The following is a 25,309-nucleotide window of genomic DNA, read 5'->3' on the forward strand; positions in this document are numbered from 1 at the left end:
CCGGCGGGGACGGACCTTGCGCGCTTGGTGCACAACGTCCACGAGCAGGGATTTGCCGAGCTGGCCAAGATTGGATTGCGCGGACAGCGCGACCAGGGACTCGTATCGACCCTCATCTCCGGCGACCTGAGCGGATCGGACGATTTGTGCGTGAGCTGGGGCAGGATCCTGCCTGGGCAACACCATCTTTGCCACCACCATCCCGACGCATCCGAGTTCTACGTCGTTATCTCCGGGGCGCCGCTGGTTCACTTGGGCGACGCCGAATACCGGGCCCGGCCGGGAGATGGCATTTACATACCCAGGGGCACAACCCACGGCATCACCAATGACGGCGATGAGGATGTCAACCTGGTTGTCGGTGTCAGCAAACCCGCCGACTGGCAATTCATCGCGGACGAGTGAGGGCTCCATGGCTATCCGTTCCGCAACCACCAGAATGGCCCGGCGCCTGGCATGGCGGGCCACCATCCACGTGCAGTCATGCGGTCCAAGGAGGTTTTCGTGCCCGATCCGGTAAGTGCCCCGGCCGGCAGCCGGCAGGTTGGGCTCATCACGGCCGACCCAACTCCCACCTTGTTGTCACTGGTTTCCCACTGGAACATCGACTTCGTGGTTCTTGATGCGGAACAGACAACCCTGACGCTGCAACAGTGTGCCGACGCCGCCCAGAGGCTGGCGGGAACACGGGTCCAGGTCGCCGTCCGAGTGCCTGACCTGGCCGAGATGACCTTGGTGGCGTTTGCCAACACGGGCGTCGACGAGCTTGTCCTTCCCAGGGTGCGGCACCCGGGGGAACTCGAACGGGCCCGCCGTGCCACCACATTTGGTCCGGGGGGCTCGCGTCCGAGGCAGGTATCGTTCGCATCCGCCTTTGGCGCGGACTACTCGCGCCGGCCGCGCCTGTCGGTGCTCTTTGAGACAGTGGAAGCGCTCGACAACGTGGCGGACTTTGTCGCGTCCGAGTTCTTCGAAGGTGGCTGGGTTGGCCCCACCGACCTTGCGGATGACCTGCGGGTCCACGGCAGGACCGGAGCGGACGCTCTTGATGCTGCTGTCCAGCGCGTGGTCGACACGATCGCCAGTGCCGGCCACAGCGCAGGCCTGCCCGCGTCCAATCTCGCGAGCACATCCGCTGTGCACGCGCGAGGTGCCGACCGTGCCGCTGTCTATTGGGAACGGGAGGTCGCCTCGATGATTGCACAATTGGCCACCTCCCACCTGGGCCTCCGCGTGGATGCGGCATGATTGCCCGGCAACGGTGGCAGGGTCCTTCAGATCTGCCACCGTTGCTGGCATGCTGTGACGATGCAAGGGTTCTCAACGCGGGAAAGCCGAAAAACCTGCCAGGTATCTTCGGTTCATTGATGGATCTTCGATATACTGACGACAGAATGCGGCAATAGTGAGGAACTGTCTTGGGAAACATGGAAGCTGTGAAAGCCGATGATGGCGACATCCTGCAGCGCGACCAGTGGATAACGCATCTGGGCGCAATGCTCAAGGAGCACCGGTCCGGCCGGTTCACCGTGGAAGAACTGGCGGAACGGGCCGGTGTCAGTGCGGGCCTGATCAGCCAGATCGAGCGCGGCATCGGCAACCCGTCGTTCGCGACGCTTCTGCGCCTGACCAATTCACTTGGCGTTCCGTTGGCGAGCATGTTCGCAGACCCCAGCGGGACGCAGAACCAAATGCTCGTGCGGCGCGCAGACCGCCGCCGGATTGAAATCCCGTCGCAGGGCATCACCATGGAACTGATCGTGCCCGACGCCGACCGCAAGCTCGGTGTTGTCAGCATGACCATTCCGGCACATTTCGATGGAGCCGATGTTCCGCATTCCCACGAGGGTGAGGAATGCGTGGTGCTTCAGTCCGGATCCCTTGTGGCAACCGTCGGCGGGCAGGAGTTCACCCTGGAAGTGGGCGACAGCCTGACCTATGAAGCCACACGTCCGCATTGGTGGAGCAACCAAACCGGCACGGCCGCAGTGATGATCGCGATCTCGACGCCGCCATCGCTGGGCCGGTCCCATTGACCGGGGCCTGGCCGGGCCCAACGTCCCGTCTGGGGATGCTCGTGCCGTCGTCGAACTCCAATGCGGAGTCATTGACCGCGGCCATTCTTGCCGGCGAGCCGGCGGTGGGTGTCCATTACAGCCGCTTCCGGCTGCCGGCAGCGCTCGATGACTCGATTGACGCGGGTGTGCTCGGCGATGCCCCCAGGCTGCTCGGCGACGCCGAGCTGGATGCCATCGCCTTCCACGGCACCTCGGGTTCCTGGACCGGGCTTGCCGGCGACAGGGCCCTGTGCGGATCCCTGACCGCCGCAACGGGGGCACCGGCGACCACGGCGTCACTGGCCCTTGTGGCAGGTCTGGAAGCGCTCCGTCTCGGCCGAATCGCTGTGGTCTTTCCCGGCCCGGCATCGATCATGGTCGGCATCGCACGCGAGTATGCCGCCCACGGGATTGACGTCGTGCGGTCCGCGGTCCCCACGGCGCCGATGTCCAATCCGGAGATTTCGCGGATGGACCGCCAGGCCATCGATGCATTGATGCGGCCCGCCTTCGGTGCCGGCGCCGACGCCGTCGTGTGCATTGGCACAAACCTCCGCTCGGCCTATCTGGTGGCCGAATTGGAGGAGGAGTTTGGTGTACCCGTTGTAGACAGCGCCACCGCAACGCTCTGGCACCTGCTTCGGATAGCCGGAGCTGCCCGCCCGATTGCCGGGTGGGGCATGCTCATGGCCGCGGCCTAGGAGCGTGGGTCAGTAATGGAGACTCGTTGATGAATGCTCCAAACCTGAGGCCATTTTGCGCCAAATAAGCCGCATTTCTTGTGGGTTCTCAACACAAAAAATCGGCAAAATCGACTACTGACCCACGCTCCTAGGAATCGGCCGCGGCCATGCGGACCGCGTTCACCTCTGGGCCGTGTTCAGCCGCCAGGCATGGATGATCTCGGCCCGCGTGGCAATCCAGGCCGGGTTGCCGGCTGCGTGGGACAAGAACCGGTCAAGGGCGAGCGCATATGCCGGACGGCCAATGAGCCGCGGGTGGAGCCCGACGCTCATCACGGACGGTCCGGAACGGCTGTCGGTGAGCATCATGTCCAGGGTGCCGCACAGCTGGTTGGCGAACGCGGTGGCCGTGGGGAACTGCTTGAACAGGCCCGAATCGTTGGTATCGCCCGCGTAGGGGAGCACCGGCAGCGCGCTGCCATCATGCCCGTTCCCCAGGTGGGGCAGGTCGTCATTGAAGCTGTTGGACTCGTAGCCGAACCCTGTGGCAGCGAGAGCCGCGCGGGTGCCCAGGTTGAGTCCGTCCCGGGAATACCAGCTAGTCGGCGCCACCCCTGTACTCGCGGCGATCGAATCCCGGGACGCCTCGATCAACGCCCGCTCGGCCTCGGGATCGAGCCCCGCATGGGTGTCCCATTGGTGGCCATGGTCGGCAATTTCGTGGCCATCCCTGACCAGTGCCGCCGCGACATGCGGGTTCTGCTCCAGTGCGACGGCGCAGCAGAAGGCGGTTGCCTTGGCGCCGTGGCGGCGCAAGATGCGCAGCAGGCGCCAGATTCCCGCCCGCGAGCCGTATTCAAAGGCCGACTCCAGGGTGAGGTTGCGAGCGCTCGGGTGCGCCGCATGCCCGATCCAATGGGCGCCGAGATCATCGGCGGCGTCGCCGCGGGCCACGCTGCGTTCGGCTCCCTCTTCAACGTTGACCACCAGGGACACCGCGACGCGGGCATCCGAGGGCCAGAGGAATTTCGGGGGATGCTCGCCGTAGCCAACGAAGTCGCGCGTAGTGGGGACGCTTGGCATGGCAGGTTCTCCTTGCGGTTTGGACCGAATATATGGTTATAGTGAAGACGCTTCGATATGATGAACCTAATCGATAGGGAGACAAATGTCCACGCTGATTCACGGCGGCACGGTAGTGCCGGGCACAGGCAGTACCGTCCTCGAATCAGGCGCGGTTGTCCTGCGCAATGGCCGCGTTGGTGATGTTTTGGGACGCTGGGACAGCGGGCAGGCCTTCCAGGGCGAGGCCATCGACGCGAGCGGGTGTGTGGTGATGCCCGGCCTCATCAACAGCCATGCCCACGGCGTGGCACCGGGTGCCCTGCTGCCCAGTGGCGCACCGGCGTTGCCCGACGAGCAATGGATGGGCAACCTGGATCGGCATCTCCTCGCGGGCACCACGACAGTGCTCAACCTCTGCGGGTTTTGCACCATGGATGAGGTGCGGGAGGCCGACCAGCGCCATGCGGTCCATGTTCGCGGAGCCACATCGCATCTGCCCGACGCGTACCGTGCGGCACGCATGGCAGATGGCCGGGGGCTGTCCGCGCAGCACGGCCGGATGACGGTCGATAAGATGCTCGAGGACGGTGCGGTGGCCATCGGAGAGCTTGGCGGCGGCCAGACGCTGGGCGGTGGGGGACAGGATCTGACGTATATCCCCAACGCCATCGAGAAGAGGACGGGCGTGCGCGTGTCCTCGGCCCAGGCGCGACGAATGAAGGAGGCCGCTCTCGGCCGGTTCATCGACGTGGACGCCTGTGACACGGCCGAGCTGGGCAGCTCGGCCGCAGCCGCGGGCCTCACCGGACATATCAGCCTGGCCGAACTCCGCACAGTGATCGCGACGTCGGTTATGCCGTCCTTCGAGCCGGCGATCAACGGCATCCGGGAGGGTGTGCGGGCCGCCCGGCGCTTCGGCGTACCGGCGATGGTGCACAGTGCCGCGGCAACGGCACGTGTCATGCGGGAACTTATGGACGAAACCCACGGAGACACCGTGCGCGTTATAGCGTCCCATGCCAACCATCCCTCGCACACGCCGGCTGAAGCCGTGGCCCTGGCCACCCTCGGCAGGGAGCACGGCTGGCCCGCGGAGGCCTCCGTCTTCGACCTCCTGCACCGCAAGCGCACCGTGACTACCCGCGAACATTGGGACGCACTTCTGGAAGATCCCGGCCTGGTCTCGGTTCTTGCCACCGACTATGGGCACGAAGGCCACCACGATGAACTGATTTCCGCCGTCCAGGATGTTGCAGACCGCGGCTACCGCACGGTGGCGGGCGCCGTTGCCATGGCCACCTCGGCGGTGGCGGAGTTGATTCCCGGCATCGCGCCCAACGGCGGCCGGCTTGAGGTGGGCAGGGATGGAGACCTCGTCGTGGCCAATGCGGAAGATTTCAGGGACGTGAAATTCGTGTTCATCGGCGGGGTGTGCGTGGTGCGCAACGGGCGCCTGACGTCACAGGCGCGCCGGTGAGCCGGCCGCTGACCGCAGCCCAGCATGCCCTGTTGGCCGGGCTGGTGGGGGAAACGGCTCTCCGTGAGGACGCGGCCGCCGTCGAGCGCTCCTTTGGCGACCTTTGCGACGGAATGGACGCCTTGAGGAGCGAATTCGACCGCCTGCGTGGCGATGCTGCCGAGGGGAGCAACGCAGATGGCTGATGCTTGGGAGCTGGGCATCACCGCCGCGGCCACGCTGCTGCGCCGCCGTGAACTCTCTGCCGTGGAGCTTCTGGATTCAGTGCTGGAGCGTCTGGAAGCGATGGAAGAAGGCGCCCGGGCCTGGGCATTCGTTGACGCGGACGGCGCCTATGCAGCGGCGCGCGCCGCCGACGACGGCGCCCGCCGCGGGGAGTTCCTCGGGCCGCTCCACGGCATCCCCCTTGGGGTCAAAGACGTCATCGATGTGCGGGGGATGCCGACCGAGGGAGGATCGCTGGCGCTCCGGGGCCATGTGGCGTCCGAGGATGCCGGTGTCGTTGGCCACCTCCGGCGCGGCGGAGCCGTGCTGATGGGGAAGACTGAGACGCACGAGTTCGCCTTTGGGCAGGGGACTCCGCCGTCAAGGAATCCGTGGGATGCGGACCGGTACGCGGGTGGTTCCAGCGTCGGGTCGGGCGTTGCCGTCGCCGTCGGAAGCGTTCCCGGTGCGCTGGGCACGGACACCGGTGGCTCGGTGCGGAATCCGGCGGCCGTCAATGGCCTCGTCGGGCTCAAACCGACGGCCGGGCTGGTCGACGGCACGGGTGTACTCAACATCAGCCACACCTTGGACCATGTCGGCCCCATCGCTCGAAGCGTTGCCGATTGCGCGGCGATGCTCCAGGCAATGCTCAGCCCCGCGGCTGCGCATTCCTTGGACGGTGGCATGCTGTGTTCCGGGACGGTGGCCCCTGAAACCAGGGTGGCCGTGGATCGTGCGGCCTGGCTGGAATGGGGGGTTGCACCGGCGGTCACTGCCGTTCTTGAGCGGGCCGTCGCGGTGCTGGAAGGCCTGGGGGTTGAGGTCGTGGAGCTGCCACTGCCCGAGTTGGGGATGGCGTTGCCCGCAAGCCTGGCGATCTCGCTGTCCGAGGCGGCCGGCCACCATCGTGAGCGGTTGGGCCGGAGGGCGGAGAGGTATCTTCCAGGCACCAGGGTCATGATCGAGACGGGTGCCCTCGTGTCCAGCGAGGATGTCCGGTTGGCACGCGACGTGCGGACCTATCTCCGGTCATCCATCGCGGCTGCGTTGGCCAGCGCCGGTGTCCAGGCCCTAGTCTCGCCAACGCTCCCATCCATTGCCCCCTTTGCGGCTGAGATGTCCCACGAGTTGACAGGCCGCACGGGGAAGAACTCGTTGTCGAGTGCGCTCCTGATGCTCTCGCCGGCCAACCTCACCGGAATGCCTGGGCTGAGCGTTCCATGCGGGCTCGTTGAGGGGCAGCCGGTCGGCATCCACTTCATGGGACCGGAATTCTCGGATGCAAAACTTCTGCGCCTCGCACACGCCTATGAACGTGCGACCCCGTGGCATGGACATGTGCCGGTTCGGGCGATGGCCTTCAAACGGACCCAGGCTTTGTAAGCGGCGTTGGGTGAGGACGGGTGTTCCAAGGCGCCCGGACCGGCTGGCGTAGCCGGGCCCGGGCGCCATCTCCGGCCGAGTTTCTAGGAACGGTTGAGCGGACCGCCTGCAGCCGGGTCGCTGTAGCTGGGACCGCCGTTTTCGTGGTGGCCGGCAAACCGGCGCAGGTAGGCCGGGGCGTCGTCGTCGGCCACGCTCACGTCGTACCAGCCGTGGCTGCCTTCAAGGTCGATTTCCCGGGTAACCGTCTTCCTGGGCGGGACTGTCACCTTGCGCGCTTTGCCATTGTCGTAGGCGTTGGAAATCTTGACCTTCCGGGGACGGTTTCCGGAATTGGCCAGCACCAGCTCCACGGTACCGCCATTGCCGCCGTCGTCGATCCTGGCCTGCAGCTCGTCCGGATCCGAGAGTGTGCCCTTGAATTCGGCGAGGTAGCCGTTGGCACCCCACACGCCCAAATCGTAGGACGCGTCGTTGGTCCACGAATCGCTGACCGTGTCAGCCTGGGCCACCTGGTAGCGGCGCGGCGCATCAAGCGGAGCGCGTCCATTGCGGACCAGGAAGTGTGCGCCGGCCCGGCCCCGGTTGGCAAAGTCCAAACGCAACTCGGTGCCGCTGAGGCGAGCGAGCTCGACGCCGAACTGGTACGGCAGCGGGCGGGCGGGCCGGACTCCGGGATCCTGCTGCGGCATGGCCTGCGGATCCTGGACCGAGAACGGCTGGCCCAGCCCATGGATGGGAGCCGGCGGGGCCATGGCCGTGAAACCGGTCTGCGCCCGAGAGAAGTCAAAGGCCGATGTCAGGTCCCCGCAGACCGAACGGCGCCAGTCGCTGATGTTGGGCTCGGGCACGCGGAAACGCTTTTCCAGGAACCGGATCACGGAGGTGTGGTCGAACACCTCCGAGCAGACCCAACCACCCTTGCTCCAGGGCGAGACAACCACCAGCGGGACCCTGGGCCCGAGGCCGATGGGCTGCTTTCCGAGTGGATCGGCACCGGGCACCAGGGGGTGGGCTTCGCCGGGGTGCAGGTCAAGGTCGAGGATTTCATCGGCCAGGCTTGCCGACAGCGATGCGGACACCAATCCGTCCGTTCCGGGGCGGTTCTTCACGGGAGGCATTGGCGGCACCACGTGGTCGAAGAACCCGTCGTTCTCGTCGTAGTTGAGGATCAGTGCGGTCTTGGCCCACACCTTGGGATCCGCGGTGAGCGCGTCGAGCACTGTGTCGATGTAGTAGGCGCCATCCGTGGGCGACGCCGAGGGGTGCTCGCTGTACTTGTAGGGCGAGACGATCCACGAGACGGCGGGCAGCGTTCCGTCGAGCACGTGCTGCTTCAATTCCGCAAGGGTGTGTGTGGACGCGCCGTTGTCCACCAGCGGCCCGCTAGGGTGTGTCTCCTAATCAGTGGTTTTGCGGTTTGGCATGATTGATGGGTGCCTTCTCGCTATTCCGTGTTGTCCGATGCCCAGTGGGAGTCCATTGCCCCGTTGATGCCCGATTCGTCGGGGAAACCGGGCCGACCCTTCAACGACCACCGGCTGATGACCGAGGGCATCATCTACCGCTACCGGGCAGGGATCCCATGGCGTGATCTCCCTGCCTATTTCGGGTCGTGGAAGACCGTGTGGAAGCACCACCGCCGCAACGCCGCCAACGGGACCTGGGACAAGGTCCTGGCGGCGTTGCTGACCCGCGCGGACACGGCCGGGCTGATCAACTGGGAGGTCTCGATCGACTCCACGGTCAACCGTGCCCACCAGCACGGCACGAACCTGCCCCGCCACACAGGGGGACCTGTCGAATTACAGGAATCTGCTCGACGAGCCTGAGGACCATGCCATCGGCCGGTCCCGCGGCGGGCTGACCACCAAGATCCACGCCCTGGTGGATGGCAACATGCGTCCCCTGGTCCTGCTGCTGGGGCCGGGCCAGGGCGGGGACTCGCCGATGTTTGAGAACCTCATGGAGGCCCTGAAGGTAGAAAGGCCCGGTCCCGGCCGGGCCCGCACCCGCCCGGACCGGGCCATGGCCGACAAGGCCTATTCCTCCAAAGCAATCCGGGCGTACCTGCGCGGGCGGGGCATCGAGTGCGTTATCCCGGAAAAGGACGACCAGAAGGCCAACCGGAAACGCAAGGGCTCCGCCGGGGGACGCCCCGTCAGATACGACAGGGACGCCTACAAACGGCGCAATGTGGTCGAGCGCAGCTTCAACACCCTCAAGCAATGGCGGTCCCTGGCCACCCGCTACGACAAACTGGCCCTCACCTACCGCTCAGCGGCCGTCCTGCACGCCGTCGTCATCTGGAGCGCCGCATTGGGAGACACGCCTAGCACCCTGGGCCGTTTGGAAGTTGGCGAAGAATTCGAGGGAGTTGTCGGTGTAGTTGTCCGTCGGCTGGCCGGGAACGCCGGTGCCGCCTTGGTAGACACGCCAGTTGATGCCCTGCTGCTGCAGCCGCTCGGCATAGGTGGTCCAGGTGTAGCCGTTGGTGACGTTGCGCTCTCCCAACCCCGGACCGTTCTTGGCCGAACCCATCCGGTTTTGCGGGTCGATGGTGCCCGTCCACAAGGCGATGCGGTTCGGCGCGGTATCTGCGTGGACCGACGCAAAATATGCGTCGCACACGGTGAATGATTCCGCCAGGGCGCGGTGGAAGCTGTTTTCCTTCTCGGACAGGTAGGCCATCGTCAGGACATCCTGCTTTTGGTTCACCCACTGGTCCCAGCGGCCCTCGTTCCATGCCAGATGGCCGCTGCTCCAACCATGGTCGGTGCCGGCGATGTTCTCGGACGTCCGGGCCGAATCAAGGTAGAACGGCAGGACGTGCTTTGCATCGGCGGGCAACCCGCGGGCGTGGTACCGGGAGGTCTGCGTGGTGGCGGGCGGCTGGTGCCACACGTCGTCGCCGTTGGGCAGGATCCACGGACGCGGATCGCCGAAGCCGCGGACACCACGCATCGTGCCGAAATAGTGGTCGAACGACCGGTTCTCCTGCATCAGAATGACCACATGGTCCACATCATCGATGGTTCCGGTGCGGACGTCCGGTTCTGCGGCAAGGGCGTTGCCGATTGAAGCGGGCAGCATCATTGAGGCAGCGGCAGCTGCCACTCCTCCGAGCAATTGCCGGCGGTTCACTGTAACCATGAAATATTCCTAGCTTCCTTATGATGGCAGATCTATGGTGCCCCCCACCTGTTCAGCGTGCGGGTCCCCGGTTGACTGGCGGGGTACTAATCATGAACGCAGCATGAATAAAGGTCTAGACCATTAAAAAGTTGGCGAAAGTGCCCCTGGCCAGGTGCATGCTTTTAAGCAAGCAGCCCAGCTATCGAAGGAAATTTCATGACATCCGTACCGGCAACGACTGCTGGAATAAACGCAGAGTTTGGCCACCTGATCTCAGCAGTTGGCACACTGCCGGAAGCCAGCGGTGTGCTGTTCGACTTTAACGGGACCTTGTCCGATGACGAAGGGATTCTCGAGCAGCTCTTCATCGAATTGGCAGCCGGAGAATGTGGGCTGACGTTGACCAAGGAACAATATCGATCGGAGCTGCACGGACGCAGCGACCTGGAAATCAGTGAAGCAATCATGGCCTTGGCGGGGAGCTTGGCAGTGCCGGTGAAAGGATTCCTGCGTCTGCTGGATGCGCGCTACAACGAGGAAATTTCCCGGCACAGCCCGATCTCTTCGGACACCCGCGATCTGATATTTGCACTCCATCATGAAGGCCTCCGCCTCGGCATCGTCACCGGCGCAGGCCGGGCCACCGTCCTGCCTGCCTTGGAGCGGTCCGGGTTGCTTGCGATGTTTGGCGTCGTCATCTCACAGGAAGACGTCACGGCCGGCAAACCTGATCCCGAAGGGCTCCTCAAGGGAGCACGCGCACTGGGGCTGGCCGATACCAACCGCGTGGTGGTTTTCGAAGACTCAATACCGGGCCTGCACGCTGTATCCGCCGCTGGCATGGTGCCCGTGGCTGTCAATGGGCTGGTGGCGCGAGAGAGCATTTTGCCGCTTGCGGCAGTGGTGGTGGACCGGCTTGCGCCCGGGTGCATGTCCATGCCGCTCCGGCCGGGTGCGGCCCTGTGATCGCGGTTCGAGGGCTATGCCCCTGATCGATGCCGTTCCGGCGACAAGGTCCCCGAGACGACAATGCGCATCCGGTCGGTGCGGAACACATCTTCTGAATATTCGACGGCGGCCCCGTCCCCGCATCTGGCTGTGCGGATGATGCCGAGTACCGGTGTCTCCGGCCGGATGCCGAGGTAGATTGCGTCCTCCGCCGCCACCAACGACGGACGAAGTTCCTCTTCCGCGCTGCTGGGCGCTTTTCCGTACCCGCTGTCCATGGCCTGGTACAGGGACCCGGCCAGGTCGTGCTCCAGGAAGCTGGGGAAGAGGTCGCGGGGAAAGAATGAGTTTTCGAGCACTACAGGCACTCCGTCAGCGAAGCGGATGCGCTGGATCCGGTGCACGTGGGCGCCGGATCCAAGCTCCAAAGCCGCCGCCACGCGCTCGGGCGCAACCAGAGTCTCGGCTGCCAGCACCTCGGACGTTGCCGAACCGGCCGTCTTCAGCAGTTGCCGGCTGAGCCCCACCAAATTGGAGATGTCCACTGTTGGCCTTTGATGGGTCACAAAGGACCCGCCGGCGCGGCCAACCACCCGCTCAATGTAACCGGACGACTGCACGCCATCGATGGCCTGGCGAAACGTCATGCGGCTGACACCCAGGGCCTCGCTGAACACGCGCTCGGAGGGGAGCCTGGTCCCCTTGGGCAAGATGCCCCCAACGATCAAGTCCGACAACCAGCTCCTGATCACGCTATGGGCGGTTTGATGGGCCGGAAAGGACAGTTCGCGAGCGCGCCGCACCATCTCATCCTGAAGTGATTCCGCGCCAGGCGTTTCCGCGCTCCCCGCCACTGCGCCCGGGCGCAGGTCCGCCGGATGGCTCGGAGGGGAGGGGTGGGGCTTTTCTGCGGCGTCGATGACGGGGATCCTCAGTTGGACAACAGGTCTTCCTTGATCCTAGGCGTACTTTCGGGCCGGGCAATAAATACGTGTGGTGCGGACCGACATTCAGCGGCCGCTGCATCCCTGCGGGGAAATGTCCTAGACGGCCCTAGCCTCGGTTTCGTCCGGCCGGTGGCCCTCGTCCGCACCCGAAAGTTGGTTGTTTGTATACCAAACACGGACCGTTGGGCTCTAGTTTCAGCCCAACCACACCATTGACTGTGGCGCGGAACACTCCTAAATTGGATTTTGGGATCCCAACGTGGGATCCCAAACCAAACTTTTTGACCCTCCTGCTGCAAGACCATCCGCACCACCCCGGCCAGCCGTCCAAAGGGCCCAGATTTCGACGGCTGTGGTTCCTGGCAGTCCACACCCCAGCCCCCACCCTCCATGTAAAGGAGCAGCTATGTCTCTCCCAAGTACTGAATCGGTTGCACCCGCAAGCACCATCCAAGACGCCAAGCCCGGCAAGGACGGAGTGCAACGTCGCACCAACGTCCGCTGGAAACTCTTCGTTCTGCTCTTGATCCTCGTCGCCGTCAACTACATTGACCGTGGCTCCATCTCTGTGGCGCTGCCCATCATCCAAAAGGATTTCAACCTGCCGCCGGAGCTCGTCGGGCTCCTGCTGTCGGCCTTCTTCTGGACCTACGCCCTGATGCAGATTCCCCTCGGCCTGCTGATCGACAAGTTCGGCCCCCGGAAGATCATCACGGCGTCGTGCTTCGGTTGGGGCGCCGCGACAGCTGTCTCCGGCCTGGCCGGAGGCTTCCTGACCATGTTCATCGCCCGCCTGGGCATCGGCGTTACCGAGGCCGGCGTCATGCCCGCCGGCGGCAAGCTCAACGCCATTTGGATGCACAAGAAGGAACGTGGCCGCGGTGCCACCATCCTCGACGCCGGCGCCCCGTTGGGTGCGGGAATCGGCGGCATCCTGATCACTTGGCTCATCGCCACCACCGGCAGCTGGAGGTACTCGTTCATCATCGCCGGAGCAGCCACGGTCCTCATGGGCCTGGCCGTCTGGTGGTATGTCCGCGACAACCCCCGCCAGCACCGTGCCGTCAATGACGCCGAGGCGGAGTACATCGAAGCCTCCCACGCCGAGGAAGACGCGGCCGCCGAACGGGCCGGCAGCAAGGGCAAGCGTGCCCTCCTCCCGTACCTCAAGTTCCGCTCCTTCTGGGCCATGTGCCTCGGGTGGCTCGGCTTCAACGGCGTGTTCTACGGCCTGCTGACCTGGGGCCCGCTGTACCTGGCTCAGGCGAAGCATTTCAACCTGAATACGATCGGCTGGTCCACCTTCGTGATCTTCGGTGCCGGCTTCGTGGGCGAAATCCTTGGCGGCACCATCGCCGACAAATGGCGCGAGTCAGGCGCATCGGCCAACCGGGTGATGCGCACCCTGCTGGGCCTTTCCAGTGCAGTGGTGGTTGCCGGCCTGGTGGGCGTCACCATCGTGGCGGACTCGACGACGGCCGTGGTCCTGCTGTCCGTGGTCATGTTCTTCCTCCGCTGGGTGGGCCTCTTCTGGAGCATCCCGTCGATCCTCGGCGGCCGGACTAACGCCGGCGTCCTGGGCGGTGCCATGAACCTCAGCGGCAACATCTCCGGCTTTGTCACCCCGATCGTTGTGGGACTGATCGTTGGTGCTACGGGTTCCTACACGTGGGCCCTGCTGTATTTCGTCGGCGCCGCAGTCATCATGGGCGTCTCGGTGCTGGTCCTGGACTACAACAAGCGACTGCCCGTTTAGCCACCTGTAACCCAATGGTGCCATCCCGAACCATCCCGGGAGCATCGACCGCCACCAAGAATCCGAATGGAGCAATCATGCGCAATCCAGACGCAACCCACGACAAGGACCGCCCCCTGCGCGAAACTGTCCGCGACACCATCCGTGGAAGGATTTTTGAGGGCCACTATGCTCCCGGGACCAGGTTGGTGGAGCGCGACCTCGCCGCCGAATTCCATGTCTCCCGGCTTCCCGTTCGCGAAGCCTTGCGGATGTTGCGCCAGGAAGGAATCATCAGCGACCGCGGCGGCAGGGGCGCGGAGGTCAGCGCGCTCAGCGCCAAGGACGTTGCTGACCTCTTCGACGTCCGCAACTCACTGGAGGTCCTGGCCTGCCGCCTGGCCGCGGCCCGGGCGAGCGCGGAGGACCTGGCGATGCTTGAAGACCTGCTGGGGGCCGCGGACGTGTTCCTCGCCAAAGGGTCACTGCTGGAGGCACATCGGGCCAACAGCGAGTTCCATGACGCGATCACCCGGATCGCGGACAACGACTTTCTGCGCTCGGCCCTGGAACCTCTGCAGGGGCGGATGCACTGGCTGTTCCGGCATGCCAACGATTTGCCCGAACTGCTGCAGGAACACCGTGCCCTCTACCTGGCTATCGCCAGCGGCGATCCCGAACGGGCGGCCGCCCAATCCGCCTCCCACATCGACAAATACCGTGAACAGTTCCCGACGGACATTGCGCCGTCGGAACTGTCCCAGCTTGCCTTGTAACGGAAGAAACCATGAAACTGCTTGTCATCAACCCCAACATCAGCGAGGACGTCACTGCCCTCATCGAGGCCGAAGCCCGGCGTTCGGCCGCCCCTGGCACCGAGCTTGTGGTCAGGACGGCCGGACACGGCGTCGAATACATCGAGACCCGGTTCGAGTCCCTGATTGCCGCCGGGGCGGTGGCCGAGATCATCGCCGAGCACTGTGGCGGTCCGTCGTCCAGACGGGTGGACGGCGTTGTGGTGGCCGCCTTCGGCGATCCCGGCATGCCGGCGCTCAAGGAGCTGGCGGACATCCCCGTCATCGGGATCACCGAAGCCGCCCTGTGCGCCGCGGCCCTGCAAGGCCAGCGCTTCGCCATTATCGCCATCTCGGACCGCATCAAGGCGTGGTACCAGGACTGCGTGGACAGGTTCGGCCTCGCCGGCCGGCTGGTCTCCATCCGGTCCATCAACGAGGCCCTCAATGGCATCGGCTCGGTGCAATCGGATTTCAAGGACACCCTGCTGGCGCTGAGCCGGCAGGCAGTGGCGGAGGACGGCGCCGACGTCGTCATTCTCGCCGGTGCGCCGCTGGCGGGGCTTGCCCGGGATCTGGCGGGGCAAATCCCCGTTCCCGTCGTGGACGGCATCTCGGCCGGCATCCGCATGACCGAGGCGGTGGTGGCGCTGGCGTCCGGCCCGCACCGGGCCGGCTCGTTTGCGCCGCCGCCCCTCAAGGGCCGCAAGGGCCTCTCTCCATCCCTCGATGCAGCCCTGGCCGACATGCAGTCGGCGCAGGCAGCTGCCGCAGCACGTTAGGAACAAAATGTCCAACAAACCAGAGCTCGTGATCGCGAACGGGACCATTGTCAACGCTGCGGGCCGGCGCCAGGCGCACATTGTCGTGCGCTCGGGAAAGATCGAGGCGCTGGTGGATGCAGCGCAGCCCATCCCGGATGCGTTGCGCACCATTGACGCCACGGGGCGGCTGGTCATTCCCGGCGGCGTGGATGGGCACTGCCACGTCGCCCAGGTCACCGGCCGGTACGCCACCGTGGATGACTACGCAACGACGTCGACGGCAGCCCTGTGGGGCGGCACCACCACCATTCTTGACTTCGGCATTCCGCGCGATGCCACCGAAACCCCGCTCGAGGCCGTCCGCAACAAGAAGGAACTCGCCACGGCGTCCCGCTGCGACGTGGCCCTGCACGGCTCTGTGGTTGCCTGGGACGAAACCGTTCCGTGGCAGCTGGAGCAGCTGGCCGCCGAGGGTGTGCGCTCGGTGAAGATGTACACCACCAACCGCGGCAGTACCATGGCGGACGGCGACACCCTCCTGAAGGTCATGCGCGAGATGGTGCGCCTGGACGGGTTGACCTACATCCATGCCGAACACGATCCGATCATCGTCGACTGCACCGAACAGCACGCCGCGGCGGGCACCATCGGCATCGAACACCTGCACCGGACCCGCCCCGAACTGGCCGAGGAAATCTCCGTCAAGGAAGTGCTGGCAATGGCCGAGTACACCGGCGCACCGGTCTATTTTGTCCACCAAACGACGCCGGGCGCCGTCGATCTTGTCACTGATGCGCGCCACCGTGGACTTGAGGCGTTCTCCGAGACCTGCCCGCACTACGTCACCCTGGACGAGGGTGTGTATGGTTCCCGCTTCCCCGAGTGGTTCGCCTGCTGCCCGCCGATGCGCAGTGCCCGCACGGTTGCCGCCCTGCGGGACCGCCTGGTCGCCGGTGCCATCCACACCGTTGCCTCGGACCACTCCTGCTACGACCTGTCGCAGAAACTCGAGCGCACGGACGATGTCCGCGCCATGCCGCACGGCCTCCCGGGCGTGGAAACACGGATGCCCGTCACCTTCACGGCCATGATGGAGCGGCCCGGCAGCCGGGTGGAGGACTTCGTGGAGGTCTTCGCCGCCGGCCCCGCCAGGATCAACGCCGTTCCCGGCAAGGGCGTCATTGCCGAAGGCTACGACGCGGACCTGGTGGTCTTTGATCCGGCAGAGGAACGCACCGTGGCCGGCGAACGCCTGCATATGGGGACCGACTTCTCACCGTTCGATGGGCACACACTGTCCGGGTGGCCGGCCGTGGTGGTTTCCGCCGGCCGTGTGGTGGTCAGCAATGGGGACTTCCACGACCCCGGCCCCGTTGGACGCTTTGTTGCCCGCCATGGCTTCCACAGCCACCAAGACACTCTCGAAGACAGTGCCGTCTTCTCCCACGCTTAGGAGCACACATGCCCGCCGCACTCCGCACCACCCGCATCGGCATGATTGTGCCGTCCTCCAACACCTGCCTCGAGCCGCAAAGCTACCGCATCCTCGGTGACCGCGAGGATGTCACCATCCACTTCACCCGCATCCCCGTCACCAGGATTGCCCTCGACGACTCCTCGGACAAACAGTTCGACGCCGAGGTGATGCGCGACGCTGCCCGCCTGTTGGCCACCTCCGGCGTCGACGTCATTGCCTGGAACGGGACGTCGGGCTCCTGGCTCGGTGTGGAGCATGACCGCGAGTTGGTGGCCCAGATCCATGGCGCCACCGGAATTCCGGCCACCACCTCGACACTGGCCTACCTGGATGCCTTCGCCTCCTTCGGCACCGAACGCATCGGCCTGTTCACCCCCTACACGGCGGACGTGAACCGGGCGATCATTGACGCTTACGCCAGCCATGGCATCACCACCGTTGATGATCTGGCCCTGGGCCTGAGCGACAACGAATCCTTCGCCCGCGTGGCATGCGATGACATGCGGCCGGGTTCCCTGGAGCTGGCGGCGGCCAGGCCCGACGCCGTCGTCTACCTCTGCACCAACCTGTACGGCGCCAATATGGCCGCCGAAATCGAGGAGCGGACGGATGTTCCGGTGCTGGATTCGGTGGCCGTCACACTGTGGCACTGCCTGAAGCTTGCCGGCGCACCCTTGCTTTCCCCCACATGGGGCCGGCTCCTTGTGGAGGCCTAGCGTGCCGTCTTCCGCAGCAAGGGCACTGGCGGGGGTGGCTCGATGCGGTTGATGCGTGTGGGCCCGGCGGGCGCCGAGGTTCCGGTGTTGGTGGACGACGGCGGGACCGGTTACGACCTGCGGCCGGTCACCGCCGACGTCGATGGGGCCTTCCTGGACAGCTGGGCCCAACGGCTCGGTGACCTGCCGCTGGCCGGCCTTGAACGCTATGACCTGGCGGGGAAACGGATTGGTCCACCCATCGCCCGGCCCGGGGCGGTGATCGGTGTGGGGCTCAACTATGCGGCACACGCCGCCGAATCGGGCAGCCCGCTCCCGGAGCGGCCCATCATCTTCTTCAAACACCCGAACACTGTGGTGGGGCCCAACGACGACGTCGTTCTCCCGCCCGGCGCGCGGAAGGTGGACTGGGAAGTGGAGCTTGGCGTGGTCATGGCCAAACGGTGCAGCTACTTGCGGTCCCCACAGGAGGCCGGTGCATATATTGCCGGCTATGTGCTGTGCAACGACGTCTCCGAACGGGATTTCCAACTGGAGCATTCGGGCACGCAGTGGACCCTGGGGAAATCCTGCGAGACATTCAACCCGGTGGGGCCGTGGCTGGTTCCGGCCGCTGCCCTCCCCGATCCGGGAAACGTGCGGCTGCAGTCCTGGGTGAACGGCGCAGCGAGGCAGGACAGTTCCACCGCGGACATGGTCTTTGGTGTCGCGGAGCTGATCTACCGGCTCTCGCAGTACATGGTGCTGGAGCCGGGAGACCTCATCAACACGGGCACCCCGCACGGCGTCGCACTGTCCGGGCGCTTCCCGTACCTGTTGGCCGGAGACTCGCTGGAGCTGTCCGGCGGCGTCCTGGGCCGGCAGCAACAGACGCTGGTTGCCTCCGGCGCGCATGCCGCAATGCTCTGAGTCCGCCGCCCCTGTCCGGTGCGTCGGCCAGGGGCGGCTCGGATCCGGTCGCAATCAGCACCACGGCGGCAGCCGGGCCTAGCGCCGCCGGCGGGTGAGCCAGACGAGAAGGGCAAGCACCGAGATGGCGCCGAGCACGGCGGGGCCAAAGCGGCGCAGCAGCACCGGCCATACGGCCGATCCCAGGTCCAATTCGGCCGCCGGTGCGGTTGGTGTAGTGGGCACGGGCGCCGCCGAGGCGGGTGCGGCGGGTTCACCCGGTTCGGGCCCCTCCGGATCGGTGGCGCCGGACCCGGCGGGGTCTGCCACGGCAGCTCCGGCGGGCGCTGCCGTGGTTGCGTCGGGCTCCGCCGCCCCGCCGCCAACCTTTCCGATCACGCACTGGACGAATTGGGCCAGCAGCTTGTCCGAGATGTCCTGGATGACGCCCCGGCCGAATTGGGCCGGCTTGCCGGTGACGTTCATGTCCGTGGTCACGTCCACGGCGGTGCTGTCGCCGTCGGGCGCCAGCACCGCCGTGACAGTGGCACCGGCGGTGCCGTTGCCGCGGTTGTCCTTCCCGTTGGCCGAGATGACCACGGTGTGCGAGTCCTCGTTGCGTTCCAGGAATTCACCGGTGCCGGTGTACATCATGGCGATGGGACCGAGTTTGACCTTTACGGTTCCGGTGAACCGGTCGCCGTCCACGGATGTCAGTGTTGCGCCCGGGAAGCAGGGGGCGATGTCCTCCAATTGGTTGAAGGCATGCCACGTGTCTTCCAGCGAACTGGGAACCACGAAGTGATGTTTGAGTTCCACGTCTTCCCCTCGCCGCGTCCGCTAGATCCCGGCGGCCGCGATGACCGCCCGTTTGGCCAGCACCACTGCCAGGTGGCGCCGGTAGGCCGCGTCTCCATTGAGGTCGCTGGCAGGATCGGTCCCCTCGGCAGCGTGGACGCAGGCGGCGGCGATCGCCTCCCGGGTCAGCGGGGCACCCGCGAGTGCCTGCTCGACGGCGGTGGCACGCAGGGGTGTGCTGGCCATGTTGGTCAGCCCGATCCGGGCCTCGGTGATGGTGCCACCCTCCACCTTGACCATCGCCGCCACCCCGACGATGGACCATTGCTGGGACACCCGGGTGAACTTCTCGTAGTGGGCACCCCAACCGGTGTACTTTGGCACACGGATGTGGGTGAGGATCTCGCCCTCGGCGACGGCGGTGGTGAAGTAGCCCTGGAAGAAGTCCGCGGCCGCCACACGGCGTTCCCCGCCCGGTCCGGCCAGAATGAACGTCGCGTCCGCCGCCAGCACCGGCGCGGGCAGGTCGCCCGCCGGGTCGGCATGGACGAGGGCGCCGCCGAAGGTGCCGCGGTGCCGGACCTGGGGGTCGGCCACCGTTGCCGTGGCCAGGGCCAGCAGCGGCACATGCGCGGAAACCAGCGGGTCGGTGGCGATCCGGTGGTGCGGCGTCATGGCGCCGATCAGCAGGGCATCGCCGTCGTCGACCACCCCCGACAGCTCGCCGATCCGGCCCAGGTCGATCACCATCGCCGGGTCGGCCAAGCGCAGTTTCATCACCGGGATCAGGCTTTGCCCCCCGGCAAGGAGTTTCACGTCGTCGCCGGCCGCGGCCAGCAGGCCCAGCGCCTCGGCCACGGTCGCCGGCGCCGCATAGTCGAATGCGCTCGGAATCATTGCACACCTCCGGTCGTCTTGGCTTCTTCAAGGGCGGCCCACACGCGCGCGGGTGTACAGGGCATCCTGATGTCCTTCACGCCCAGGTGCCGCACCGCGTCCAGCACGCCGTTGACTATGGCGGGCGTCGAGGCGATGGTACCCGCCTCACCGACCCCCTTGGCCCCGAGCTGGTTGGTGGTCGATGGCGTCTCGGTTCGCGCCGTGGTGTAGTGCGGCAGATCCGGCGCGCTGGGCACCAGGTAGTCCACGAACGAGCCCGTGACGAGCGTGCCGGCGTCGTCGTACACGGCCTCCTCGTAGAGGGCCTGGGCGATTCCCTGCGCCAGGCCGCCGTGGACCTGGCCCTCCACAATCAGCGGATTGACCACCACCCCGATATCGTCCACGCAGACGTACTTGCGGATGGTGACCTGCCCGGTCTCGGTGTCCACCTCGATGGCGGCCAGATGGGTGCCGTGCGGGAAGGAGAAGTTCGCCGGGTCGAAGGTGGCATCCGAATCCAGGCTGGGCTCAAATCCGTCCGGCAGGTTGTGCGCGGAGAAGGTGGCGAAGGCGATCTCACCGAGCGCCGTGGACTGGTCGGTGCCCTTGACGGTGAATTTGCCGTCGGCGAACTCGATGTCGGCTTCGCTGGCCTCCATCATGTGCGCGGCCACCACCTTGGCCTTCTCGATCACCTTGTCGGCCGCGGCGAGCACCGCCATGCCGCCGACGGTCAGCGACCGGGAGCCGTAGGTGTCCATACCGCGCTGGGAAATCTGGGTGTCCCCATGGAGCACCTCGACATTTTCGAACGGGACGCCCAGCCTGTCCGCGACGAGCTGGCTCCACGCGGTTTCGTGGCCCTGGCCGTGGGCGGAGGAGCCGGTGACCACCTCGATGTTTCCGGTGGGCAGCACCCGCACCTGGGCGTGCTCCCAGCCGCCGGCGGCGTATTTGAGCGCGCCCAGCACCCGGGACGGGGCCAGGCCGCACATTTCGGTGAAGGTGGAGATGCCGATGCCCAGCTGGACCGGATCGTTGGATTCACGGCGCCGCAGCTGCTCGGCCCGGAGCGCGTCGTAGCCAAAGAGCTCCACGGCCTTGGCCGTGGCCGCCTCGTAGTTGCCGCTGTCGTATTCGAGCCCGGCGACGGTGGTGAAGGGGAATTCCTCGTGCTTGATCCAGTTCTTTTCCCGCAGCTGAAGCGGGTCCATGCCCAGTTCGACGGCGAGCTCGTCCATCATCCGCTCGATGGCAAAGGTGGCCTCCGGGCGTCCCGCACCGCGGTAGGCGTCGGTCCACGCCTTGTTGGTGAACACATTGGTGCACTCGAACCGGTACGCCGGGAACTTGTAGATCGAGTTGTACATGAAGGCGCCCAGGATCGGGATGCCGGAGCTGACCAGGCCCAGGTAGGCGCCCATGTCTGCCAGCAGGTGCACGTCCAGCCCGGTGACGATGCCGTCCCGGGTGGCGGTGAGCTTCAGCTTCTGCACCTGGGCCCGGCCGTGGTGGGCCGCCATCAGGGATTCGCTGCGGGTCTCGGTGTACTTGCACGGCTTGCCGGTGTGCCGGGCGGCCAGCACGGTGATGGCCTCCTCGGGGGTCACCTGCAGCTTTCCGCCGAAGCCGCCGCCGACGTCGGGGGCGATCACGCGCAGCTTGCTTTCCGGAATGCCCAGCGTCAGCGCCAGCATGAGCCGCAGGATGTGGGGCACCTGGGTGGCCGACCATACGGTCAGCTGCTCACCGGTAGGGTCCACCACTGTGGAGCGGGGCTCCATAAAGGCCGGGATGAGCCGTTGCTGGTAGAACGTGCGTTCAATGAGGATCTCGGCGCCCGCCAGCGCCTCGGCGATCGGCGTGCCGGTGCCCGCCTCTCCCGAGTCGAAGACCCAGGTGGCCGACTTGTTGGTGCCCAGGACCGGGTGGGCGAGCACAAGATCCTTCGCCGCCTCCTCCAGATCCAGGACGACAGGCAGTTCCTCATAGCTGACGTCCACCAGTTCGACGGCGTCGCGGGCGGCGGCGGCGCTGCGGGCGATGATGCAGGCCACCACCTCGCCGGCAAAGGCCACCTCGTCCACGGCGATGGCAGGATGCGCGGGGGCCTTCTGGTCCGCCGTGACCGGCCAGACATTGGGCAGGCTGCCCTGTTCCGCGGCCACATCGGCCCCGGTGAGGACCGCGACGACGCCGGGGGAGGCCTTCGCCGTGGCGGCGTCGATGGCAGTGATCTTCGCGTGGGCGAAGGGGCTGCGCACCATGGCCAGGTGCAGCATGCCGGAGAGCGTGATGTTGTCGGTGAATCTGGAGCGCCCGGTGACCAGGTGGGCATCTTCCTTGCGGAGCCGGGCCCGCCCGACCTCGGCGGTGGTCATGACACACCCGCCGTTTCGGGTTCGCCGCTGCCGGCGGACACTGTGGCCTCCGGGGACAGCGTGCCCTCCGCAGCGGCTTGGACCGCTGCCACAATGTTCTGGTAGCCGGTGCACCGGCAGAGGTTGCCCTCCAGCCCGTCCCTGATTTCCTGCTCGGATGGATGCGGGTTTTCCGCCAGCAGGGAGGCGGACTGCATGATCATGCCCGGGGTGCAGAAGCCGCATTGGAGTGCATGGCATTCGTGGAAGGTGCGCTGCAGCGGGGCGAGTTTGCCGTCCCGGGCCAGTCCCTCGATGGTGGTGACGCGGTGGCCGTCGGCCTGGACGGCGAACATGGTGCAGGATTTCACGCTGACGCCGTCCAGATGGACGGTGCAGGCGCCGCAATTGGTGGTGTCGCAGCCAATCAATGTTCCGGTTTTGCCCAGCCGTTCGCGCAGGTATTGGACCAGCAGCAGCCGCGGCTCGACGTCGTCGGTATAGCTCACATCATCGACTTCGACGGTGATCGTTTTGGAACTCGCCATTGAGATCTCCTCTCGCCTTGGAGGACGGGCACGACTGCCCGGCTCCCAGTCCAGCGGCCGAGGGGCCCCGCCCAAGCGAAGAGCGGGTGGGGAGGTCGATGGACGCTTGATGTGTCACACGTTACCCCACGGTGGAGGGTTGCGGGTCAGGGGGATCGAAGTTCGTATCCGGCATCCTCATGGCCGGCGTCGGTCATCGGTTCGTGGTGGATCCGGGCGTCCATGCCGCTCAACCGTCCGCCATCCCCACCCCAGTGCAGCGCGATGATTTCGGCGGCGATCGAGACGGCAGTCTCCTCGGGCGTCCGCGAGCCGAGGTCCAGGCCGATGGGGCTGGAGAGCCTGGCCAGCTCGGCCTCGGTCAAACCCGTCTCGCGCAGCCGCTCCAGCCGGTCGTGGTGGGTCTGCCGGGATCCCATTGCCCCCACATAGGCCACATCATGGCGCAGCGCCACCTCAAGCAGCGGGACGTCGAATTTTGGATCATGGGTGAGCACGCAGATGACAGTGCGGCCATCCACCAGGCCGGCGTCGATCTGTTCCCGCAGGTAGCGGTGCGGCCATTGCGCCACCACCTCCGCCGCCCGCGGGAAACGTGCGGTGGTGGCGAAGACGGGGCGCGCATCGCAGACCGTGACCCGGTAGCCCAGAAAACTGCCCTGCTGGGCGAGGGCGGCGGCAAAGTCGATCGCGCCGAACACCAGCATCCGCGGCTGCGGGGCGAAACTGACGGTGAACACGCGCATCCCTTCGCCGCGCCGCTGCCCGTCCGGGCCGTAGCCGAGGGTGGCGTTGCGGCCGGCGGCCAGCAGGCCCTGGACGTCGTCGCAGACCGCATGGTTGGCGTGGTCGCTGCCCAGCGAGCCGGCGAAACCGTCGGGGCGGACCACCAGGTGGCGGCCCAGCCAGGCCGGATCCGGGTGTTCAATCACGGTAACGACCGCGACCGGCCGTCCGGCGGCGACGTCCGCGGCCACGGCGGGCAGCTGCGGGAAGGTCCCGGTGGAGACCGGCTCGACAAAGATGTCCAGGATCCCGCCACAGCTCAGCCCCACCTCGTACGCGGCGTCATCGCTGATGCCGTACCGCTTGAGCACCGGCCGGCCGTCCTGGACCACTTCGGTGGCCAGCTCGTAGAGCGCGCCTTCCACACAGCCACCGGAGACCGAGCCGACCACGCGGCCGTCGGTGTCCACCATCATGGCCGCCCCGGCAGGCCGCGGTGCGGACCGGAAGGTGCGCACCACCGTTCCCAGCCCCACCGTGCGGCCGGCCGTGATGGCGGCGGCCAGTTCATCCAAGACCTCACGCATTGGCAACCACGTCCAACAACTCCTCGAAGCTTTGCATTGAGTGCCCCCCTATAAAGAAGTCAACGTGCGGCAGTACTGCCTTGATTCCCTGCTGGCTGGGCTCGTAGCCCGGCTTGCCCCGGTGCGGGTTGGCCCAGATGACGCGCCGGGCCAGATGGTGCAGGCGTTCGGTTTGGCGGCCCAGCAGCGCCGGGTCGCCCCGCTCCCAGCCGTCGCTGGCAATGACCACGACGGCGCCGCGGGCCACCACACGCTGGCCCCAGCGGTCGTTGAACGCCCGCAACACTTCGCCGAGCCGGGTTCCACCGGACCAATCGGGGACGGTGCGGCCGGCCAGTGCCAGGGCGTTTTCGGTGTCCGGCAGCCCCAGGGCCGCTGTCACCCGGGTCAACCGCGTGCCCAGGGTGAAGACCTCCACCTCGTGCGGGGCGGCGGCCACCACCCGGTGCGCCAGACGCAGCAGGGAGTCCGCATAGGGTGCCATGGAGCCCGAGACATCGATAAGCCAGAGCACCCGGCGGCGTTTGCGCGGTGCCCGGGCACGGCGCAGCGGCCCCGGTTCGCCGCCGCGGCGCAGCTGGTCGCGCAAGGTCCGCACCCGGTCGACGTCGCCATGCCGGTCCTGGCGCCTGCGCCGGCTTGCCCGGGTGGGCAGGCGCACGGGCAGCTCCTCGAACATCCGCGCCAGCAGCGCACGCTCGGCGTCATCCAGGGTGGCCACGTCCCGGTGCCGCAACCGCTCCCTGCGGCTGGCGAGCGCGCGGAGTTGGTTCCGGGCGCCGTCCGGGCCGCCGCCGTCGTCGTCCAGGGCGGCCGCGCTGACGGCGGTTGCGGACGCCTCCAAGGGTGTGGCGGCGGAGTGCTTCGCCGCGAACCAGGCCTCAAAGGTCCGCTGGTACGTGGGCAAATCCTCCGGCGCGGCGCACAGCGTGCCCCGCCCGGCCCAGAACACATCCGTGCGGCGGTCCAGGGCCAGCCTGGAGACGGCGTCGACAAAGCTGCGCGCCCGGTCGGCTGTCACCTTCACCCCGGCCGCGCGCACCGCAGCGGCAAAGGCCAGGAGGATCTCCTCGGCGCTGTGCTCCGTCTGGGGTTCGGCGGTGTGTGCTGCCGTGTCCTGGGCCTGCGGCAC

At 66.5% G+C, this 25,309-nt stretch carries 24 protein-coding genes and 1 pseudogene; 15 read left to right on the top strand and 10 right to left on the bottom strand.

Annotated features, from left to right (window positions below; genetic code table 11):
* Nucleotides 1-27: 27 nt before the first annotated feature.
* The 4 genes from ACQCSX_RS02690 (at nt 28) to ACQCSX_RS02705 (ending at nt 2,758) form a co-directional block, all read left to right on the top strand.
* Nucleotides 28-405, top strand: coding sequence for a cupin domain-containing protein (locus ACQCSX_RS02690; protein WP_427018954.1), 378 nt, complete (start codon nt 28-30; stop codon nt 403-405).
* Between the two features lie 99 nt (nt 406-504).
* Nucleotides 505-1,248 carry an aldolase/citrate lyase family protein gene (locus ACQCSX_RS02695; RefSeq protein ID WP_427017542.1) on the top strand — a complete coding sequence of 248 codons (744 nt, stop codon included), beginning with the start codon at nt 505-507 and terminating at the stop codon, nt 1,246-1,248.
* Nucleotides 1,249-1,436: 188 nt separating this feature from the next.
* Nucleotides 1,437-2,036, top strand: a complete 600-nt coding sequence (locus tag ACQCSX_RS02700) for a helix-turn-helix domain-containing protein (protein WP_427017543.1) — start codon at nt 1,437-1,439, stop codon at nt 2,034-2,036.
* Nucleotides 2,037-2,077: 41 nt separating this feature from the next.
* Nucleotides 2,078-2,758, top strand: a complete 681-nt coding sequence (locus tag ACQCSX_RS02705; RefSeq protein WP_427017544.1) for a maleate cis-trans isomerase family protein — start codon at nt 2,078-2,080, stop codon at nt 2,756-2,758.
* Nucleotides 2,759-2,920: 162 nt separating this feature from the next.
* On the opposite strand, the gene ACQCSX_RS02710 is transcribed toward ACQCSX_RS02705, so the two are convergent.
* Nucleotides 2,921-3,823, bottom strand: coding sequence for a polysaccharide deacetylase family protein (locus ACQCSX_RS02710; RefSeq protein WP_427017545.1), 903 nt, complete (start codon nt 3,821-3,823; stop codon nt 2,921-2,923).
* 85 nt (nt 3,824-3,908) lie between these two features.
* On the opposite strand from ACQCSX_RS02710, the gene ACQCSX_RS02715 reads away from it, so the two are divergent.
* Genes ACQCSX_RS02715 through ACQCSX_RS02725 form a run of 3 tightly spaced genes read left to right on the top strand, consistent with a single transcriptional unit; the run spans nt 3,909 to nt 6,872 of the window.
* A complete protein-coding gene (locus ACQCSX_RS02715; protein WP_427017546.1) occupies nt 3,909-5,282 on the top strand; it encodes an amidohydrolase family protein in 1,374 nt (457 codons plus the stop codon).
* Nucleotides 5,279-5,467 (top strand): hypothetical protein, encoded by a 189-nt coding sequence (locus ACQCSX_RS02720; protein WP_427017547.1) that lies wholly within the window; start codon nt 5,279-5,281, stop codon nt 5,465-5,467. The genes ACQCSX_RS02715 and ACQCSX_RS02720 overlap by 4 nt, the downstream gene beginning before the upstream one ends.
* Nucleotides 5,460-6,872, top strand: a complete 1,413-nt coding sequence (locus ACQCSX_RS02725) for an amidase (RefSeq protein WP_427017548.1) — start codon at nt 5,460-5,462, stop codon at nt 6,870-6,872. The genes ACQCSX_RS02720 and ACQCSX_RS02725 overlap by 8 nt, the downstream gene beginning before the upstream one ends.
* Nucleotides 6,873-6,955: 83 nt before the next feature.
* Here ACQCSX_RS02725 and ACQCSX_RS02730 read toward each other — a convergent pair whose 3' ends face one another.
* Complete coding sequence (locus tag ACQCSX_RS02730) at nt 6,956-8,248, bottom strand: alkaline phosphatase family protein (RefSeq protein WP_427017549.1); 1,293 nt, start codon at nt 8,246-8,248, stop codon at nt 6,956-6,958.
* A gap of 117 nt (nt 8,249-8,365) precedes the next feature.
* On the opposite strand from ACQCSX_RS02730, the pseudogene ACQCSX_RS02735 reads away from it, so the two are divergent.
* Nucleotides 8,366-9,203 (top strand): annotated as a pseudogene (locus ACQCSX_RS02735) (IS5 family transposase); the annotation flags it as partial.
* Here ACQCSX_RS02735 and ACQCSX_RS02740 read toward each other — a convergent pair.
* A complete protein-coding gene (locus ACQCSX_RS02740) occupies nt 9,150-10,025 on the bottom strand; it encodes an alkaline phosphatase family protein (protein WP_427017550.1) in 876 nt (291 codons plus the stop codon). The pseudogene ACQCSX_RS02735 and the gene ACQCSX_RS02740 sit on opposite strands and share 54 nt — an antisense overlap.
* Before the next feature lie 198 nt (nt 10,026-10,223).
* On the opposite strand from ACQCSX_RS02740, the gene ACQCSX_RS02745 reads away from it, so the two are divergent.
* Nucleotides 10,224-10,973, top strand: a complete 750-nt coding sequence (locus ACQCSX_RS02745) for an HAD family hydrolase (RefSeq protein ID WP_427017551.1) — start codon at nt 10,224-10,226, stop codon at nt 10,971-10,973.
* Between the two features lie 14 nt (nt 10,974-10,987).
* On the opposite strand, the gene ACQCSX_RS02750 is transcribed toward ACQCSX_RS02745, so the two are convergent.
* A complete protein-coding gene (locus tag ACQCSX_RS02750) occupies nt 10,988-11,692 on the bottom strand; it encodes a GntR family transcriptional regulator (protein ID WP_427017552.1) in 705 nt (234 codons plus the stop codon).
* Between the two features lie 616 nt (nt 11,693-12,308).
* Between ACQCSX_RS02750 and ACQCSX_RS02755 the strand changes: the two genes are divergently transcribed.
* The 6 genes from ACQCSX_RS02755 to ACQCSX_RS02780 all read left to right on the top strand — a co-directional run bounded on the left by ACQCSX_RS02755 (nt 12,309) and on the right by ACQCSX_RS02780 (nt 18,297).
* Complete coding sequence (locus ACQCSX_RS02755) at nt 12,309-13,658, top strand: MFS transporter (RefSeq protein ID WP_427017553.1); 1,350 nt, start codon at nt 12,309-12,311, stop codon at nt 13,656-13,658.
* Nucleotides 13,659-13,735: 77 nt separating this feature from the next.
* A complete protein-coding gene (locus ACQCSX_RS02760; RefSeq protein ID WP_427017554.1) occupies nt 13,736-14,413 on the top strand; it encodes a GntR family transcriptional regulator in 678 nt (225 codons plus the stop codon).
* Nucleotides 14,414-14,424: 11 nt separating this feature from the next.
* A complete protein-coding gene (locus tag ACQCSX_RS02765) occupies nt 14,425-15,213 on the top strand; it encodes an aspartate/glutamate racemase family protein (RefSeq protein ID WP_427017555.1) in 789 nt (262 codons plus the stop codon).
* A 7-nt stretch (nt 15,214-15,220) separates the two neighbouring features.
* Nucleotides 15,221-16,648, top strand: coding sequence for an amidohydrolase family protein (locus ACQCSX_RS02770; RefSeq protein ID WP_427017556.1), 1,428 nt, complete (start codon nt 15,221-15,223; stop codon nt 16,646-16,648).
* Between the two features lie 8 nt (nt 16,649-16,656).
* Nucleotides 16,657-17,388, top strand: coding sequence for a maleate cis-trans isomerase family protein (locus ACQCSX_RS02775; RefSeq protein WP_427017557.1), 732 nt, complete (start codon nt 16,657-16,659; stop codon nt 17,386-17,388).
* A 42-nt stretch (nt 17,389-17,430) separates the two neighbouring features.
* Nucleotides 17,431-18,297, top strand: a complete 867-nt coding sequence (locus tag ACQCSX_RS02780) for a fumarylacetoacetate hydrolase family protein (RefSeq protein WP_427017558.1) — start codon at nt 17,431-17,433, stop codon at nt 18,295-18,297.
* A gap of 78 nt (nt 18,298-18,375) precedes the next feature.
* Here the strand turns inward: ACQCSX_RS02780 and ACQCSX_RS02785 are convergent, their stop codons facing one another.
* From ACQCSX_RS02785 to ACQCSX_RS02810, 6 genes are all read right to left on the bottom strand, one after another.
* A complete protein-coding gene (locus ACQCSX_RS02785) occupies nt 18,376-19,095 on the bottom strand; it encodes an SRPBCC family protein (protein WP_427017559.1) in 720 nt (239 codons plus the stop codon).
* Between the two features lie 21 nt (nt 19,096-19,116).
* Nucleotides 19,117-19,971, bottom strand: a complete 855-nt coding sequence (locus ACQCSX_RS02790; protein ID WP_427017560.1) for an FAD binding domain-containing protein — start codon at nt 19,969-19,971, stop codon at nt 19,117-19,119.
* Complete coding sequence (locus ACQCSX_RS02795; RefSeq protein WP_427017561.1) at nt 19,968-22,337, bottom strand: xanthine dehydrogenase family protein molybdopterin-binding subunit; 2,370 nt, start codon at nt 22,335-22,337, stop codon at nt 19,968-19,970. The genes ACQCSX_RS02790 and ACQCSX_RS02795 overlap by 4 nt, the downstream gene beginning before the upstream one ends.
* Entirely contained in the window at nt 22,334-22,864 is a 531-nt protein-coding gene (locus tag ACQCSX_RS02800; protein WP_427017562.1) for a (2Fe-2S)-binding protein, read from the bottom strand. Before ACQCSX_RS02800 ends, ACQCSX_RS02795 begins: the two co-directional genes overlap by 4 nt.
* A gap of 146 nt (nt 22,865-23,010) precedes the next feature.
* Nucleotides 23,011-24,177, bottom strand: a complete 1,167-nt coding sequence (locus ACQCSX_RS02805) for an XdhC family protein (protein WP_427017563.1) — start codon at nt 24,175-24,177, stop codon at nt 23,011-23,013.
* Complete coding sequence (locus ACQCSX_RS02810; RefSeq protein ID WP_427017564.1) at nt 24,170-25,309, bottom strand: vWA domain-containing protein; 1,140 nt, start codon at nt 25,307-25,309, stop codon at nt 24,170-24,172. The genes ACQCSX_RS02805 and ACQCSX_RS02810 overlap by 8 nt, the downstream gene beginning before the upstream one ends.

The sequence above is a fragment of the Pseudarthrobacter sp. P1 genome (assembly GCF_050156935.1).
Taxonomy (GTDB): domain Bacteria; phylum Actinomycetota; class Actinomycetes; order Actinomycetales; family Micrococcaceae; genus Specibacter.